9 protein-coding genes are annotated in these 13100 nt (G+C 66.4%); 1 reads left to right on the top strand and 8 read right to left on the bottom strand.

Annotated features, from left to right (window positions below):
• Positions 1-85 precede the first annotated feature (85 nt).
• The 8 genes from ACX12D_RS10015 to norR form a co-directional block, all read right to left on the bottom strand.
• Positions 86-832: a peptidylprolyl isomerase gene (locus tag ACX12D_RS10015; RefSeq protein ID WP_459370994.1), complete on the bottom strand. Its 747-nt coding sequence runs from the start codon at positions 830-832 to the stop codon at positions 86-88.
• A 40-nt stretch (positions 833-872) separates the two neighbouring features.
• On the bottom strand, positions 873-1556 hold the full coding sequence (gene narI / locus ACX12D_RS10010) for a respiratory nitrate reductase subunit gamma (protein WP_459370992.1): 684 nt from the start codon (positions 1554-1556) through the stop codon (positions 873-875).
• Positions 1557-1566: 10 nt separating this feature from the next.
• Positions 1567-2247 (bottom strand): nitrate reductase molybdenum cofactor assembly chaperone, encoded by a 681-nt coding sequence (gene narJ / locus ACX12D_RS10005; protein ID WP_459370991.1) that lies wholly within the window; start codon positions 2245-2247, stop codon positions 1567-1569.
• A 92-nt stretch (positions 2248-2339) separates the two neighbouring features.
• Positions 2340-3893, bottom strand: a complete 1554-nt coding sequence (narH, locus tag ACX12D_RS10000; protein ID WP_459370990.1) for a nitrate reductase subunit beta — start codon at positions 3891-3893, stop codon at positions 2340-2342.
• Positions 3890-7630: a nitrate reductase subunit alpha gene (locus ACX12D_RS09995; protein ID WP_459370989.1), complete on the bottom strand. Its 3741-nt coding sequence runs from the start codon at positions 7628-7630 to the stop codon at positions 3890-3892. Before ACX12D_RS09995 ends, narH begins: the two co-directional genes overlap by 4 nt.
• 142 nt (positions 7631-7772) lie before the next feature.
• A complete protein-coding gene (locus ACX12D_RS09990) occupies positions 7773-9158 on the bottom strand; it encodes a NarK family nitrate/nitrite MFS transporter (protein ID WP_459370988.1) in 1386 nt (461 codons plus the stop codon).
• Between the two features lie 65 nt (positions 9159-9223).
• Positions 9224-10507, bottom strand: coding sequence for an MFS transporter (locus ACX12D_RS09985; RefSeq protein ID WP_459370987.1), 1284 nt, complete (start codon positions 10505-10507; stop codon positions 9224-9226).
• A 182-nt stretch (positions 10508-10689) separates the two neighbouring features.
• Positions 10690-12258, bottom strand: coding sequence for a nitric oxide reductase transcriptional regulator NorR (norR, locus tag ACX12D_RS09980; protein WP_459370986.1), 1569 nt, complete (start codon positions 12256-12258; stop codon positions 10690-10692).
• 149 nt (positions 12259-12407) lie between these two features.
• On the opposite strand from norR, the gene ytfE reads away from it, so the two are divergent.
• A complete protein-coding gene (ytfE, locus tag ACX12D_RS09975; protein ID WP_441639962.1) occupies positions 12408-13088 on the top strand; it encodes an iron-sulfur cluster repair protein YtfE in 681 nt (226 codons plus the stop codon).
• The last annotated feature ends 12 nt before the right edge of the window (positions 13089-13100 follow it).

Below are 13100 nucleotides of genomic sequence, written 5' to 3'. Positions count from 1 at the left end.
CGTTCCAGAGGCGCAGGATGCGTGCGCCTCTGGCTTGCCAGTGCCAGTGCCGGGGCCTGTTGCCGGAGGTGGCGGTGAAGGTTGCCTATTGCACCAGCGGCGTTCCGGCGCCGCCCAGGTCGATCCCTTCGATGCTGGCCCCGCCGATCAGCAGGCTTGCATACTGCTTCCAGGCGCGGTCGCGCGCCGCCGCCGCGAGGGCGCGGGCGATGGATTGCCGCACGGCATCGAACGGCAGTTGCACGCCTTCGCAGCGCTCGATGACCCGCACCACGTGCAGGCCATAACGCGTTTCGACCAGCCGGGCCAGCACGCCGGGGTTGCGTGCCGCAAAGATGGCGCGCTCGAACTCGGGCGCGGTCTCGCCGCGGAACACGCGGCCAAGGCGCCCGCCGCCGGCGCCGGTGGGGCAGTTGGAGCGCGCTCTGGCCAGCCCGTCGAATGCCGAAGGATCGGCCAGCACCTGCGCGAGGGTGGCCTCGGCCGTTTCGCGCAGCGCATCGAGCGGGACGCGTGGCGTCACCTGGAACAGGATGTGCCCGGCCTCGACCCATTCGCCCTCGCGGAAGCGCTCCATGTGGCTATCGTAATGCCGGCGGCAACTGGCCTCGTCCGGCTCGGGCAGCCCGACCTCGCGCTCCAGCAGGGCTTGCGTCAGTGCTTCGTCGTCGCTGCCGGGCAGTCCGAGCTGCCGCGCTTGCGCACGCACCAGATGGCGCAGGATCAGGGTAACCACGGCATGCCGGGTGGGCTCATGCGAGTCGGTATGATGGTCCAGTTCGCGTTCGATCTCGGCGTCTTCCAGTTCGACGCCGTTGACTAGGATGGGCATGGTTTTCTCCTTGCAGGATGGCGGGTTCGCGGGGCGGGCTTCAACGGCTGCGCACCAGTTGCCAGGCGCGGCCCAGGTAGCCGACGGTTCCAAAACCGCTCCACACGTGCACCAGCCGGGTGAAGGGGAAGATGACGAACAGCGAGATCCCCATGAACAGATGGATCTTGAACAGCAGCGGTGCGTCGGCGATATAGCTGGCGGCGTCCCCGCGCAGCGTGACGATGTGCTGCGCCCAGGTCATGAGCTGCACCATCATGTGGCCGTCCATATGGCGGGACGATTCAAAGATCGTGGAAAGGCCCAGCAGCAAGGTCACCAGGATCCACAGCAGCAGCACCTTGTCACCGGTGCGCGTGACCGCGGACACGCGGGCATTGGTAAAGCGGCGGTGGAGCAGGATCAGCAGGCCGGACAGGCACATGGTGCCCATCAGGCCGCCGGCCGCCATGGCCACGCCTTGCTTGAAGCCATGCGAGACGCCTAGCGCATCCCAGACCGCCACCGGCGTCAGCAGGCCCGCCAGATGGCCGAAGAACAGCCCGATGATGCCGACGTGAAAGAGGATGCTGCCCACGCGCAGGTTGCCGCGATGCAGCAGCTGCGAGCTGTCGCTCTTCCAGCCGTACTGTTCGCGCTCGAAGCGCGCCAGGCTGCCGAACAGGAAGACGACCAGGGCGATGTACGGATAGATGCCGTAGAGGAATTGGTTGAGCAGGTTCATGGTCGTTGCCTCAGCAAGCGGTGGGCATGGGCGGGCGGGTTGGAGTGGTGCCACGGGCGTAGAAGTGCACGGGCTGGTCGCCCAGCGGGCGCGGCGCGAGCAGCGGCTCCACGCCGTCCGCGCCGGGGCCGAAGGTCTCCAGCGCTTCGTCCATGTCGCGCACCGGTGGCTCGGTCTGCGGTTGCGGCTGCACGTCCGTGAGCGTGCGCAGTACGGCGAACGCCGCGGCATACGGGCTCTCGTTGCGCGCCAGCCGGTTGCCGACCGCGGCGAGCACGTGGATGGCGTCGCCCAGCAGTTGTTCGGCATGCGCGTCCTTGCCGTCCGCAGCCAGCGCGCCCAGGAACTCCAGGAACAGCGGCACGTAGTCGGGCAGCTCCGCCTCGGCTGGCTCGAAGCCCTCGCGACGGTATTCGTCGATCAGGTCGACCATCGCCTGGCCGCGATCCCGGCTCTCGCCGTGCACGTGTTCGAACAGGTGCAGCGAGTGGGCGGGGTTGCGGTCGAAGGTGGCGACGTAGTTCTCCTGGAGCTCGATCAGCGTGTTCGTCTTCAGCAGATCGCCCAGCGGCGCCAGCGTGGCTTGCGCCTGCGGCCACGCGGCCAGCGCGGCGTCGATTTCAGGCAAGGCGTCGAGCAGGTCCTGCTCGGGGTAGCACAGCAGGGCGCTAAGGATGGGGTAAAGCGGCATGGGAAGGCTCCTGTTCTGTATGGATGGCGAAAATGCGGGTGCCGGCCGCCCCCCGTTTGCCAACGGGGGCGGGGCAGGAAGTCAGGCGCAGGTCATGACGCCGCCACGGCTTTCTTGCGCGATTTCGGCATGTCCGCGAACATCACGCTGCCTTGCGGCTTCTTGCCGAACAGGGAGCCGTCCGACGTCCCGCCCGAGCATCCGTTGCCGAACGTGAAGCCGCAGCTAGCCTTGTCGTTGAAGCTGTCCTCCACCATTTCCTTGTGCGAGGACGGGATCACGAAACGATCCTCGTAGTTGGCGATCGCCATGATCTGGTACATGTCTTCCACCTGTGCCGGCGTCAGGCCGACCTGCTCCAGCACAGCCAGGTCCTGCACGTGGTCCACCACTTCCGAGCGCTTGTAGGCGCGCATGGCCAGCATGCGTTCCAGCGCTTTGAGCACCGGCGCGACTTCTCCCGCGGTCAGCAGGTTGGCCAGGTACTTGACCGGGATGCGCAGGCTCTTCACGTCCGGAATCACGCCGTTCATGCCCATGTGGCCAGCCTCGGCGGCCGACTGGATCGGCGACAGCGGCGGGATGTACCACACCATCGGCAGCGTGCGGTACTCGGGGTGGAGCGGGAAGGCCACCTTCCATTCGCAGGCCATCTTGTAGACCGGCGACTTGCGCGCGGCATCCAGCCAGCTTTGCGCAATGCCCTGGCGCAGCGCTTCGGCCTGGACGGCCGGATCATGCGGATCCAGGAAGATGTCCAGCTGCGATTGGTAGAGATCCTGTGTGTTCTCCACCGAGGCGGCTTCCTGGATGCGGTCGGCGTCGTACAGCATCACCCCCAGGTAGCGGATCCGGCCGACGCAGGTTTCCGCGCAGACGGTGGGCTGGCCCGCTTCGATGCGCGGATAGCAGAACAGGCATTTCTCGGCCTTGCCGCTTTGCCAGTTGTAGTAGATCTTCTTGTACGGGCAGCCGGAGATGCACATGCGCCAGCCGCGGCACTTGTCCTGGTCGACCAGCACGATGCCGTCGTCCTCGCGCTTGTAGATCGAGCCGGACGGGCAGGAGGCCACGCAGGTCGGGTTAAGGCAATGCTCGCACAGGCGCGGCAGGTACATCATGAAGGTGTTCTCGAAGGTCGAGTACATCTCCTTTTGCACGTCTTCGAACAGCTTGTCCTTGCTGCGCGCGCTGAACTCGCCGCCCAGGTCGTCTTCCCAGTTCGGGCCCCATTCGATCTTGTCCATCTTCTTGCCGGTCAGCACCGACACCGGACGGGCGGTGGGCGGCGTCTGCACCAGCGGGGCCTTCTGCAGGTGCTCGTAGTCGTAGGTGAACGGCTCGTAGTATTCGTCGATCTGCGGCAGGTTGGGATTGGTGAACAGCTTCGCCAGGATGCCCAGCTTGCTGCCCTGGCGCGGCTCGAGCTTGCCGGCGGCATTGCGCGTCCAGCCGCCATGCCACTTGTCCTGGTTCTCCCATTCCTTGGGATAGCCGATGCCGGGCTTGGTCTCGACATTGTTGAACCAGGCGTATTCCACGCCGTCGCGGCTGGTCCAGACGTTCTTGCACGTAATCGAGCAGGTATGGCAGCCAATGCACTTGTCCAGGTTCAGGACCATGGCTACCTGGGCGCGGATTTTCATTGCTCAGCTCCTTCCTTGGCTTGTTTTTCCACCAGCGGGCCTTCCAGCCAGTCGACCTTGTTCATCTTGCGCAGGATCACGAACTCGTCGCGGTTGCTGCCGACGGTGCCGTAGTAGTTGAAACCGTAGGCCAGCTGCGCATAGCCGCCGATCATGTGGGTGGGCTTGGTGACCGTGCGGGTCACCGAGTTATGGATGCCGCCGCGCATGCCGCTGGTTTCGGCGCCGGGCACGTTCACGATCTTCTCCTGGGCGTGGTACATCAGGCACATCCCCTTGGGGACCCGCTGGGACACCACCACCCGCGCGGTCAGCGTGCCATTGACGTTGAAGACTTCCACCCAGTCGTTGTCGCGGATGCCGCTGGCCTTGGCCTCGGTCTCGGAGATCCAGACATGCGGCCCGCCGCGCGACAGCGTGAGCATGCGCAGGTTGTCCGAGTAGGTGGAGTGGATGCCCCACTTCTGGTGCGGCGTGATCCAGTTCAGCACCAGCTCGGTATTGCCGTTGGGCCTGGCGCCGAGCATCGGGGCGACGGTCTTGGTGTCGATGGCGGGCTTGTAGACGCAGTTGCCCTCGCCAAAGTCCAGCATCCAGCGATGGTCCTGGTAGAACTGCTGGCGGCCGGTCAGGGTGCGCCAGGGAATCAGCTCGTGCACATTGGTATAGCCTGCGTTGTAGCTGACTTCCTCGGATTCGAGCCCGGACCAGGTCGGCGCGGAGATGATCTTGCGCGGCTGCACCTGGACGTCGCGAAAGCGGATCTTGTCGTGCTCGCGCCCGGCGGCCAGGTGGGCGTGATCGCGCCCGGTGATGGCCGACAGCGCTTCCCACGCCTTCACCGCGACGTGCCCGTTGGTTTCCGGCGCGAAGGTCAGGATCATCTCGGCGGCGTCGATGGCGGTATCCAGCCGCGGCCGGCCCTGGCTCACGCCGGGTTCGTCGACCGTCTTGCTGAGCGCGCCGATCTCCTTGACTTCGTGGCGGGTATCCCAGTTGATGCCCTTGCCGCCGTTGCCGTGCTTGTCGAGCAGCGGCCCGATCGAGGTGAACTTCTTGTAGATGTCGGCATAGTTGCGCTCCACCACGGTCATCGATGGTGCGGTCTTGCCGGGAATCAGCTCGCATTCGCCGCGCTTCCAGTCCTTCGGCTCGAACGGCTGGGCCAGCTCGCCCGGGGTGTCATGCAGCAAGGGGCTGCAGACCAGGTCCTTGCGGGTGCCCAGGTGGGCGCCGCCGATCTCGCTGAACTTCTTGGCGATCGCCTTGTAGATTTCCCAGTCCGTGCGGCTCTCCCACAGCGGCTGCACCGCCTCCGAAAGGGGGTGGATGAAGGGATGCATGTCGGAGGTGTTGAGGTCGTCCTTCTCGTACCAGGTCGCGGTCGGCAGCACGATATCGCCGTACAGGCAGGTGGTGCTCATGCGGAAATCGAGCACGGTCAGCAGGTCGAGCTTGCCTTCGGCGGCGGGGCGGACCTTCACCTCGCTCGGCGTGATGGCGTCGGCCTCGTCGCCGAACACGGCGTTCTGGGTGCCGAGCAGGTACTTGAGGAAGTACTCTTGTCCCTTGCCCGAGCTGCCAAGGATATTCGAGCGCCAGACGAACATGTTGCGCGGGAAGTTCTCCGGGTTGTCGGGGTCGTCGCAGGCGAACTGCAGGCCGCCGGACTTCAGTTGTTCGACCGTATAGGCGACCGGGTCCTGGCCAGCCGCCGCGGCGGCATCGGCGACATCGAGCGGGTTGCTGCTCAGTTGCGGTGCCGAGGGCAGCCAGCCCATGCGCTCGGAACGGGCGTTCAGGTCGAGCAGCGAGAGGTTCTCGTACTTGGCCTTGTCGGCGGTCGGGGAAAGTATCTCGTCCACGGCGAGCTTCTCGTGGCGCCACTGGCTGGTGTGGCTGTAGAAGAACGAGGTGCCGTTCATCTGGCGCGGCGGGCGTGCCCAGTCCAGGCCAAAGGCCAGCGGTGCCCAGCCGAATTGCGGGCGCAGCTTCTCCTGGCCCACGTAATGCGCCCAGCCGCCGCCGCTCTTGCCCACGCAGCCGCACATCATCAGCAGGTTGATGATGCCGCGGTAGATCATGTCGTTGTGGTACCAGTGGTTGAGCCCGGCGCCGACGATCACCATGCTCTTGCCCTGGGTGCGGTCGGCATTGTCGGCGAACTCGCGTGCCACCTGTATCACCAGGTGGCGCGGTACCGTGGTGTGCTTCTCCTGCCAGGCCGGCGTGTAGGGCACATCGTCGTCGAAGGACGTGGCCACGTTGTCGCCGCCCAGGCCCTGGTCCACGCCGTAGTTGGCCATCTGCAGGTCATAGACCGTGGCCACCAGCGCGCTGCTGCCGTCCGCCAGCGTGATGCGCCTGGCCGGCACGCGGCGCTTGAGCAAGGCATCGTGCTCCGCGCCGAAATACGGGAAGCCGACTTCGGCTACTTCGTGCTCGGCCGCCATCAGCGAGAGCAGGGGGTCCAGCGCGCGTCCGCTGCCCCCGTCCTTCATTTCCAGGTTCCAGCGGCCTACCTTCTCGCCGTCGTTGTGGGCGGCCTCGCCCCAGCGAAAGCCGATGGTGCCGTTGGGGGCCGCGAAGTCGCCGCTGGCGCTATCGATGACCAGGGTCTTCCATTCCGGGTTGTTGGCTTCGCCGCGGGCGCCGGCCAGGTGGGAGGCGCGCAGGAAATGATCGGGGACCAGCGTGCCGCCGTTGTCGCGCAGCAGCACCAGCATGGGCATGTCGGTGTACTGCCTGATGTAGTCGCGGAAATAGGCGGAGCGTGCGTTCAGGTGGAATTCCTTCAACACCACATGGCCCATGGCCATGGCCAGGGCGGCGTCGGTGCCTTGGGTGGGTGTCAGCCAGATATCGCCGAACTTGACCATCTCGCCGAAGTCGGACGACACGGCCACGGTCTTGGTGCCCTTGTAGCGGACTTCGGTATAGAAGTGGGCGTCCGGGGTGCGCGTCTGCGGCACGTTGGAGCCCCACACCATCAGGTAGGTGGAGTTGTACCAGTCGGCCGATTCCGGCACGTCGGTCTGTTCGCCCCAGACTTGCGGGCTGGCCGGCGGCAGGTCGCAGTACCAGTCATAGAAGGACAGGCAGACCCCGCCCAGCAGGCTCAGGTAGCGCGCCCCGGCGGCGTAGGACACCATCGACATGGCCGGAATCGGCGAGAACCCGACCACGCGGTCCGGGCCGAAGCGCTTGATGGTAAAGGCATTGGCCGCCGCGATCATCTCCGTGGCGGTGTCCCAGTCGGCCCGCACGAAGCCGCCCAGGCCGCGCACGCTCTTGTAGCGCTTGGCCTTGACGGGATCCTGGCTGATCGAAGCCCAGGCGGCCACGGGGTCCATGGTCTTGCGGGCTTCGCGCCACATCTCCATCAGGCGGCCGCGGATCATCGGGTACTTCACGCGTTGCGCCGAATAGACGTACCAGCTGTACGAGGCGCCGCGCGGGCAGCCGCGCGGCTCGTGGTTGGGCAGGTCGGGCCGGGTGCGCGGATAGTCGGTCTGCTGCGTCTCCCAGGTGATCAGTCCGTTCTTGACGTAGACCTTCCAGGAGCACGAACCCGTGCAGTTCACGCCGTGGGTGGAACGCACGATCTTGTCGTGCTGCCAGCGGCTGCGGTATCCGTTCTCCCACCGGCGGTCCTCGTCCACCACGGCGCCGTGTCCGCCCGCGAAGGTGGACTTGACGCGCGACATGAATTTCAGTCGATCCAGAAAATGGCTCATTGTTGTTCTCCGCGAGTGCTTTTGCTGACCGTTGGGCAATCGGTCCAGGGATGTTCCAAGCTTATGGGCAGGGCCCGGCCGTGCCCATTCGCTGGTGGAGGAGTAGGGTGCGATGCGCTCGGGCTAGGCCGGCCGGCGCCGTTCAGCAAGGCATGGGCGCGTTCTTGCGCGCGTAGTACCACCAGGTCACCAGCACGCAGCTCACGTAGAAGACGACAAAGCAGTACAGCGCCGCGTCCGCCGAGCCGGTCAGCTCCAGCGAGGTGCCGAAGCTCTTGGGAATGAAAAAGCCGCCGTAGGCGCCGATGGCGCCGGAAAAACCCAGCACCGCGGCCGATTCCTTGCCGGCGTCCAGCAGCGCCTGCTTTTGCGCCGCGGCGTCCTTGCCGCGCGCGGCGCGCTGGCGCTCGGTCAGGAAGATCACCGGGATCATGCGGAAGGTCGAGCCATTGCCGATGCCGGTCAGCGCGAACAGCACCACGAACGCGGCCAGGAAGCCCTGGAAGCTGCCGCCGGCGCCGTCATGCGGCAGCGTGGCCAGCACGCCGAACACGGCGGCAATCATCGCCACGAAGCTCCATAGCGTGACCCGGGCTCCGCCCAGCTTGTCCGACACCCAGCCGCCCACCGGGCGCATCAGCGCGCCCACCAGTGGCCCGAGGAAGGCATAGGCGGTAGGGTTGACGCCGGGAAACTGCGACTTGGTGAGCAGCGCGAACCCGGCCGAGAAGCCGATAAACGAGCCGAAGGTGCCCACGTACAGCCAGCACATCAGCCAGTTGTGCTTGCGCTTGAAGATCACCGCCTGGTCGGCGAACGAGGCGCGCGCATCGGCGATGTCGTTCATGCCGAACCACGCGGCGAGGGTGGCGGCCAGGATGAACGGCACCCAGATAAAGCCGGCGTTCTGCAGCCACAGGCTCCTGCTGACTTCGCCGGCCTGGTAGGTCTGGGCATCGCCGCCAAAGGCACCGAACAGCCCCACGGAGACCACCAGCGGGGTGAGGAACTGCACCACCGACACGCCCAGGTTGCCGATGCCGGCATTGAGCCCCGTCGCCAGGCCCTTCTTGGCCTTGGGGAAGAAGAAGCTGATATTGGACATCGAGGAACTGAAGTTGGCGCCGCCGAATCCGCACAGCAGCGCCAGCACCAGCAAGGTGGGATAGCTCGTGGTTGGGTCGCGCAGCGCGAACCCCATGCCGAGTGCCGGCACCAGCAGCGTGGCGGTGGAGATGGCCGTGAACCGGCGGCCGCCGAAGATCGGCACCAGGAAGGCGTAGAAGATGCGCAGCGTGGCGCCCGAGAGCGCGGGCAGCGCGGTGAGCCAGAACAGCTGGTTCTTGCTGAAGCGGAAGCCAGCGCGGTCCAGGTTGACCGCCACCACGCTCCACAGCATCCAGATCGCGAAGGCGAGCATCAGGGCGAGGATCGAGATCCACAGGTTGCGGTAGGCGATGCGCTCGCCATGGGTGCGCCAGAAGGTCGCGCTTTCGGGCTCCCAGCGGGTTAGTACGGAGCTAGACATGACAATGTCCTATGTGACGGAAGGAGGAATGAGGAATCGGGAAATCGGGGAGGAGCAACGCCGGTTCAGGCCGGCTGCGCCGCCAGCGCGCGCTGGCCGGCGCCCGCGCCCTTGCCGCGCTGGCTGTAGTGCATCCACACCAGGCTCACGCAAACGGTGCCGTACAGCAGCATGAAGCAGCTGCTGCGCACGCCGGTCAGGTCCGCCAGCAGGCCGAACAGCACCGGCAGGATGAAGCCGCCCAGGCCGCCGGCCAGCCCCACCACGCCGGACACGGCGCCGAGGTTGTGGCCGAAATCGTTGGCGATGAACTTGAACACCGAGGCCTTGCCCACCGCCATGGCAATGCCGACGATAAATAGCAGCGCGGTGAACGGCAGCGCCGACAGGCCGATATGGAAAGCCTGCGGGCCGCGCGCCGTGTGGATGATGAAATCGGTCTGCGGATAGCTGAGGAGGAAGAACGCCACCCAGCACACCCACATCACCCACCAGGTGGTGCGGTGCGCGCCGTAGCGGTCGGAGATCCAGCCGCCGATGGCGCGCAGCACGCCGCCCGGCAGCGAGAAGCAGGCCGCCAGCAGGGCGGCGATCTTGATGTCAAAGCCATACTCGCCGATGTAGTACTTGGTCATCCACAGCGACAGGCCGACATAGCCGCCGAACACCACCGAGTAATACTGCGAGTAGCGCCACACGCGCGGGTCGCGCAGCATGGCGAGCTGGGCGCGCAGGCTGGCCGAGGACGTGGCGCGGTGGGCGGGATCGCTGGACGAGCACACCCAGAACAACACCGCCGTGACCAGCATGGCGATCGCATACACGCGCGGCACCACGGTCCAGCTGCCGCCGGCGGCAACGATCAGCGCCGGCGCCACGAACTTGGTCAGGGCCGAGCCGGAGTTGCCCGCGCCGAAGATGCCCATGGCCAGGCCCTGGCGGGAGCGCGGGAACCACCGCGCCACATAGGGCGTGCCCACCGAGAACGAACCGCCCGCCAGGCCCACGAACAAGCCCAGGATGAGCAACTGCGGGAGCGTGGTGGCGTGCGAGATCATCCAGATCGGAATGACCGTGGCCAGCATCAGCACAAAGAAGACGATGCGGCCGCCGTAGCGGTCGGTCCAGATGCCCAGCGGCAGGCGGATCAGCGCGCCGCTGAGCACGGGCGTGGCGGCCAGCAGGCCGAACTGGGTTTCAGACAGGCCGAGCTGCTGCTTGATGGGAATGCCCAGCACCGCAAACATCATCCATATGGCAAAGCAGATGGTGAAGGCGAAGGTGCTGGACGCCAGCACCGCATAGGCGCGGCGTGGCACCGGCTCATGCGGGAGGGGTTGGGTGGCCATGGCCATGCTCCTGTGTCAACAATGACGATCGGCTCCCAGCGTAGAGAGCGCGACCGCAATTGACCATTCGCCGGCAGCACATGTGCAGGTGCCGGTGGAGCTAGTTCCAATGGGGAGGGGGTGCCCGCTCGGGGCAGGCCTGGCGCCGTGGAAGAGGGCGCCAGGCGGAGTGACAGGTACGTTCAGCCCGCTATGCGGTGCGCCCTGTCGTCATGCTTGATGCCGAGCCGGCGGGCAAGCTTGTGCAGGTTGCTCGCGTCCACGCCCAACTGGCGGGCGGCCTGTGCCCAGTTGCCGCCCCGCGTGGCCAGTGCCTGCTCGATGCAGTGCCGCTGGCATTGGTCCATCGCCTCGCGCAAGGTGGCTGCCGCAGGGGCGAACGCAACCGGCTCGGCGCTTGGGGGCGGGGCTGCGGCACCGGCCGGCGCCGGGTCCAGCCCGTCGAGATCGAGGCGTTCCGCCTCCAGGGTGACGATGTCGTTGCGGTTCGCGCCGCGGCTGACGGTCTTGAGCGCCGCCCGGCTGATGACATGCTCCAGCTCGCGCACATTGCCCGGCCAAGGGTAGCGGCGCAGGGCGGCTTCCGCGGCGGCGGACAAGCGCAGGCTGCGCAGGCCGAGCCGGGCGCGATTGAGTTCCAGCATCCGGCCCGCCAGCAGCAGCACGTCGTTGCCGCGCTCGCGCAGCGGCGGAATCGGGATCGGGTAGACCGAGAGCCGGTGATATAGGTCGGCGCGAAACGACCCGTCGCGCACGTGATCGCGCAGGCTGCGGTTGGTGGCCGCGATGATGCGCACGTCGACGCGGCGAGGGCGGTCGGAACCCAGGCGCTGGATTTCGCCGTTCTGCAAGGTGCGCAGCAGCTTGGCCTGGATCGAGAGCGGCAGCTCGCCCACCTCGTCAAGGAACAGCGTGCCGCCGTCGGCCGCTTCGAAGCGGCCCGGCCGTTCGCCCACCGCGCCCGAGAACGCGCCCTTGGCGTGCCCGAACAGTTCGCTCTCGGCCAGCGATTCCGGCAGGGCGGCGCAATTGACATGGATCAGCGGTTGCGCGCGCCGCCGCGAGAGCCGGTGCAGCCGGTGCGCGAAGAGTTCCTTGCCCACGCCGGTTTCACCCAGCAGCAGCACCGGGAGCTCCGAGTCGGCCACCACCGTCAGCTCATGCAGCAAGCGGCTGATTGCTTCGCTCTGGCCGATGATCTCGCCATCGTCGCGGGCTGCGTCGCCCAGCGGGGCTTCGCCGCGCGTGAGCCGCAGCGCGCGGATCTCGGCTTCCAGCCGTGTCGTGCGGATCGCCGCCTCGACGACTACCGTCAACTGCCGCAAATCGGCCTGCGCCGCTTCGCCAAAGGTGCCGACGGCCAGCGCGTCGAGCGTCAGCACGCCCCACGGCTGGCCTTCCACATGCAGGCTCGTGCCCATGCAGTCGTGCACCGGCAGGGGCTCGCCCACGTGCTCGTCGATCAGCCCGTCGTAGGGGTCGGGCAGCACGCTGTCATGGTGGAAGCAGGTCACGCCGCGCCTGGCCAGGATAGCGGCCAGCCGTGGATGGAGTCCCACCGCGAAACGCCGCCCGAGGGCATCGCGCACCAGTCCGTCGATCGCCACCGGCCGCAGTTGATCCGCTTCCAGTTGCAGGAGCGCGACGGCGCCGCAGCGGAAGTGGGCACGCAGGCTGCTGACCAGCCGCTGCAGCCGCACTGCCTGCGGAAGATCGGCAACGAGGTCCGTCAGCAAGAGATTTTCCATCATGGTCAATTAAACCCTGTTGGGTATTTTTCACCCTTATTCGGTAAGGGTAAATAATACCCTCAAAAAAATAAGCCATTGATTCTTTGCATGAATTTTTCGGGCACGGGTTTCGCTATGTGAGTGATGCACCCCTTACAAAGGAGAACATCATGAGCATGACTGAACAATCGCTGGGCCAGCTTGCCCGCAAGATCCCAGGCGCCACCCGCGTGTTTCACGACTACCAGCTGGATTTCTGCTGCGGCGGCAAGCAGAGCCTGGGCGAGGCTGCGCAAGCAGCGGGCCTGGATGCGCAGGCGATCGAGGCACGCCTGCTATTGCTGCAAGCCCAGGCGCAGCGCGACGGCCGCGACTGGGGCACCGCGTCCGCGGCCGACCTGATCGCCCATATCCTCGCGCGTTACCACGAGGTCCATCGCCAGCAACTGCCCGAGCTGATCCGCCTGGCGCGCCGGGTGGAGCAGGTGCATGGCGACCGCGAGGATTGCCCGCTTGGCCTGGCGGACCACCTCGGGGTCATGCAGCAGGAGCTGGAGAGCCATATGCAAAAGGAAGAGCAGGTCCTGTTCCCGCTGCTTGCACGCGAGCTCGGCAACATGGCGGGTGGCCCCATCTCGGTCATGCGCATGGAGCACGACGAGCACGGGCAGGCGCTGCAACAGCTCAATGCCTTGACCAACGACATTACCTTGCCCCGCGCCGCGTGCAACACTTGGCGCGCGCTGTACCTCGGGCTGCGCACCTTGCGCGAAGACCTGATGGAACACATCCATCTCGAGAACAACATCCTGTTCGACAACGCTGAGCAAGCCGCTCCGGCCCACGCCTGATCCCGCCGCGAC

The organism is Cupriavidus sp. PET2-C1, assembly GCF_054515855.1.
This window is presented reverse-complemented; position numbering and strand designations above follow the sequence as displayed.

Excerpts from the sequence above, each read along its gene's own strand:
- ACX12D_RS09985 (WP_459370987.1), bottom strand. The coding sequence starts at position 10,507 with ATGGCCACCCAACCCCTCCCGCATGAGCCGGTGCCACGCCGCGCCTAT.
- ACX12D_RS10015 (WP_459370994.1), bottom strand. The coding sequence starts at position 832 with ATGCCCATCCTAGTCAACGGCGTCGAACTGGAAGACGCCGAGATCGAA.
- ACX12D_RS09995 (WP_459370989.1), bottom strand. The coding sequence starts at position 7,630 with ATGAGCCATTTTCTGGATCGACTGAAATTCATGTCGCGCGTCAAGTCC.
- norR (WP_459370986.1), bottom strand. The coding sequence starts at position 12,258 with ATGATGGAAAATCTCTTGCTGACGGACCTCGTTGCCGATCTTCCGCAG.
- narH (WP_459370990.1), bottom strand. The coding sequence starts at position 3,893 with ATGAAAATCCGCGCCCAGGTAGCCATGGTCCTGAACCTGGACAAGTGC.
- narI (WP_459370992.1), bottom strand. The coding sequence starts at position 1,556 with ATGAACCTGCTCAACCAATTCCTCTACGGCATCTATCCGTACATCGCC.
- ytfE (WP_441639962.1), top strand. The coding sequence starts at position 12,408 with ATGAGCATGACTGAACAATCGCTGGGCCAGCTTGCCCGCAAGATCCCA.
- ACX12D_RS09990 (WP_459370988.1), bottom strand. The coding sequence starts at position 9,158 with ATGTCTAGCTCCGTACTAACCCGCTGGGAGCCCGAAAGCGCGACCTTC.
- narJ (WP_459370991.1), bottom strand. The coding sequence starts at position 2,247 with ATGCCGCTTTACCCCATCCTTAGCGCCCTGCTGTGCTACCCCGAGCAG.